This is a genomic window from Streptomyces sp. NRRL WC-3549 (assembly GCF_000721935.1).
Classification (GTDB): domain Bacteria; phylum Actinomycetota; class Actinomycetes; order Streptomycetales; family Streptomycetaceae; genus Streptomyces.
In genome coordinates, this window is the sequence record NZ_KL585386.1 from 3,052 (window position 1) to 6,458 (window position 3,407).

The 3,407-nt window shown below is 75.7% G+C and carries 3 protein-coding genes, 1 pseudogene and 1 riboswitch; of the genes and pseudogenes, 2 read left to right on the forward strand and 2 right to left on the reverse strand.

Annotation, left to right across the window (positions count from 1 at the left end; translation table 11 throughout):
* Positions 1-47: 47 nt before the first annotated feature.
* Together IH13_RS0104300 and IH13_RS0104305 are read right to left on the reverse strand one after the other, a co-directional pair.
* Positions 48-413 carry an Rv2175c family DNA-binding protein gene (locus IH13_RS0104300; protein ID WP_031081112.1) on the reverse strand — a complete coding sequence of 122 codons (366 nt, stop codon included), beginning with the start codon at positions 411-413 and terminating at the stop codon, positions 48-50.
* A 62-nt stretch (positions 414-475) separates the two neighbouring features.
* Entirely contained in the window at positions 476-1,645 is a 1,170-nt protein-coding gene (locus IH13_RS0104305; protein WP_234433214.1) for an NAD(P)/FAD-dependent oxidoreductase, read from the reverse strand.
* A gap of 313 nt (positions 1,646-1,958) precedes the next feature.
* Positions 1,959-2,072, forward strand: a riboswitch (TPP riboswitch).
* Between IH13_RS0104305 and thiO the strand changes: the two are divergent.
* Both thiO and thiS read left to right on the forward strand, forming a co-directional pair.
* A pseudogene (gene thiO, locus IH13_RS36675) lies at positions 2,070-3,228 on the forward strand (glycine oxidase ThiO). (Overlaps the previous riboswitch by 3 nt.)
* A partial coding sequence (gene thiS, locus IH13_RS36680; protein WP_031081115.1) for a sulfur carrier protein ThiS occupies positions 3,225-3,407 on the forward strand: 183 nt, incomplete at its 3' end. The pseudogene thiO and the gene thiS, both read left to right, overlap by 4 nt.

The following is a 3,407-nucleotide window of genomic DNA, read 5'->3' on the forward strand; positions in this document are numbered from 1 at the left end:
GTGCGGGCCGTGGATCACGGCCCGCACCACGCCGCACGGCGGTCCGGTCAGACGGCGAGCGCCTGGGCCCGGCGCTTCACCTCCGTACCGCGATTCTCGCTCAGGGCCTGGGCGGGGGTCCCGGGCAGGGTCGGGTCGGGGGTGAAGAGCCAGTCCAGCATCTCTTCGTCGTTGTAGCCGTCGTCCCTCAGGAGGGTCAGGGTCCCCGCGAGGCCCTTGACCACCTTGTCGCCGTCGATGAAGGCGGCAGGTACCTGGAGCGTCCGGTTCTCACCACGTCGTACGGCGATCAGCTGGCCTTCCTTGACCAGCTGCCGCACGCGCGTCACCTCGACATCGAGCATTTCCGCGATGTCGGGAAGGTGGAGCCAGGCGGGGACGAGAGCATCGATCTTTGCGTCAATCTCGGTCACAGGGACAAGCGTGCCATCTGGGACCGGCGGCCGGTAGCCGGGCCGACCGTACGAGGCGCGTCCTACGGCCGCAGAACGGCGGACTTCAGCGGTACGGAGGGGTCCGCCGCCCGTACCGGATCGATCCGCGCCCCGGCCGCGACGAGCTTGCGGCCCTGGGTGAGGTCGCGTGGCCTGCCCACGGCCAGCAGGGCCACCAGGACGCCCTCGCGCAGCCAGCACACGGTCCAGGCCGGGTCCGAGGGCCCGCCGCGCCACAGCAGCGTGTCGGTGGCCGTGTGATGGCCGGCGTACTGCACGAAGCGGTCGAACTGCTCGGACCAGAAGTAGGGCACCGGGTCGTACGCCGGTGCCCGGCCGTCCGCGATCACGGCCGCGGCCGTGGCGGGGCCCTGGAGGGCGTTGTCCCAGTGGTGGACGAGCAGCCGTTCCCCGGAGCGGGCGGACGGGAAGGAGGCGCAGTCGCCGACGGCGTACACGTCGGGCAGCGAGGTGCGCAGGCGGTCGTCGGCGGTGACCGACCCGTCCGGGCCGAGCGCGATGCCGGAGCCCGCCAGCCAGCGGGTGGCGGGCCGGGCGCCGATGCCGACGACGACGGCCCCCGCGGGGATCTCCCGGCCGTCCGCGAGGTGGACGGCCCCGGGTGCGACCCGGTCGACCCGGACGCCGGTGAGGAGATCGGCCCCGCTCCCGGCGTACCAGGCGGCCATGGGGGCGGCGACCTCGGCGGGCAGGGTGCCGGCGAGGGGGTGGTCCGCCGCCTCGACCACCGTCACCGCGCAGCCGGCGGCGCGGGCGGCGGTGGCGAACTCGGCACCGATCCAGCCGGCGCCGACGACCACCACGTCACGGCGCCGCTCCAGGACGGGCCGGAGCCGTGCGGCGTCGTCGAGGGTGCGCAGCGCATGGACGCCGGGCACACCCTCGGAGCCCGGCAGGACGACGGGTTCGGCGCCGGTGGCCAGCACCAGGGAGTCGTAGCCGACGGGGCCCTGCCCGGTGTCCAGCTCGTGCGCGTCGGCGCGCAGCCCCGTCACCTCGACACCCAGGCGCAGGGTGACGTCGAGCTCCTCGAAGTCGACGTCGAAGGCGGAGTGCTCGGCCGTGCCGAGCAGGACCGCCTTGGACAGCGGGGGCCGGTCGTACGGCGGGTGCGGTTCGGCACCGATCAGGGTGACGGGGCCCGCGAAGCCCCGTTCGCGCAGGGCGACTGCCGTCTGCACACCGGCCATGCCCGCGCCGACGACCACGACGTGGTGCGGGCGCCCGACCCGCGTCTGCTGCTCGTTCACCCGCCCACCCTAACCACCTGACGGGACGTCAGCCCGGGGGCTCCTCCCCGAGGAGGCCGTGCCGTCCTGCTCGAACCGGACGCACCCGAAGCCGGGGGTGTCCGCGTCGCGGGTGCCGGCGAGGTGGCCCCGTTCGGCGCCGCCGCCCGCGTACGGCCCGCCCGCTCGTGGCGCGGAGGGACCCGTCCGGTGAACGGGCCGCGGTGGAGGGTCCCTTACAGGCTGCGGGGGGCGGGGCTTAGGGTGGCCGACGTAAGGCACTCGCGGGAGTCCGGACGGACCGGGCTGAGAGGGAGGCTGGCCGGCCTCCGACCGTCAACAACCTGATCCGGGTCATGCCGGCGAAGGGAGGGGCTGGACGCCCATGCGTATCTCCGCGAACGGATCCGACGTCCTGGTCGTCGGGGGCGGCATCATCGGCCTGGTGACGGCCTGGCGGTCGGCGCAGCGGGGGCTGCGCACCACGGTGGCCGACCCCGATCCGGGCGGCGGGGCCGCCCAGGTGGCGGCCGGGATGCTGGCCGCCGTCACCGAGCTCCACCACGGCGAGCAGATGCTGCTCGGCCTCACCCTGGCCTCCGCCGAGCGCTATCCGGCGTTCGTGGCGGAGCTGGAGGAGGCGAGCGGGCAGCAGACCGCCTTCCGGACGTGCGGCACCCTGTCGGTCGCGCTGGACGCCGACGACCGCGCCCATCTGCGGGAGCTGCACGCCTTGCAGCAGCGGTCGGGGGATGCTCGCGCCCGGGGTGCGCGGCGGACTGCGGGTGGACGGCGACCACCAGATCGATCCCCGGCGCCTCGCCTCGGCGCTGGTCACGGCGTGCGAGCGGGCCGGTGTGGTCTTCCGCCGCGCCTGGGTGGAGCGGCTGTCCGTCGGCGGCGGCCGGGCCACGGGGGCGGTCCTCGCGGACGGTACGCACCTGGGCGCGGACCAGGTCGTACTGGCCGGAGGCAGTCTCAGCGGCCGGCTCCCGGGCCTGCCCGAGGAGGTGGCGGTGCCGGTCCGGCCGGTCAAGGGCCAGGTGCTGCGGCTGACGGTGCCGCCCGTGTACGCCCCCTTCCTCAGCCGGACCGTACGGGCCCTGGTGCGCGGCAGCCACGTCTACCTGGTCCCGCGCGCCGACGGCGAGCTGGTCGTCGGCGCGACCAGCGAGGAGACGGGCTGGGAGACGACGGTCACCGCGGGCGGGGTCTACGAGCTGCTGCGCGACGCCCACGAGCTGGTGCCCGGCATCACGGAGCTGCCGCTGACCGAGACCCGGGCGGGCCTGCGCCCCGCCTCGCCGGACAACGCCCCGCTGCTGGGACCGACGGCGCTGCCGGGTCTGCACCTCGCGACGGGCCACCACCGCAACGGTGTGCTGCTGACGCCCGTCACCGGCGAGGTGATGGCCACGCTGCTGGCGACGGGCGAGCTGCCCGCGCCGGCCCGCCCCTTCTCGCCGGACCGGTTCACCCGCACCGGCGCCTCCCCCGTCACCGCGGCCACCACCGCACCCGCCCACCAGGAGCTGCCCGCATGACCGAGCCCGCGCCCGTACCCGCCTCCGCCCCCGCGCTGTCCGTGTCCGTCAACGGCGAGCACCGCGCCGTCCCCGCCGGTACCTCGCTGGACGCCCTGGTCGCGAGCCTGACCCCGGCGCGCTCAGGGGTCGCCGCCGCGCTCAACGAGGCGGTCGTGCCCCGCAGCCAGTGGCCGGCC

What these genes read in the sequence shown, in the direction of transcription:
- IH13_RS0104305 (WP_234433214.1), bottom strand. Translation starts at nt 1,645, where the DNA reads ATGGCCGGTGTGCAGACGGCAGTCGCCCTGCGCGAACGGGGCTTCGCG.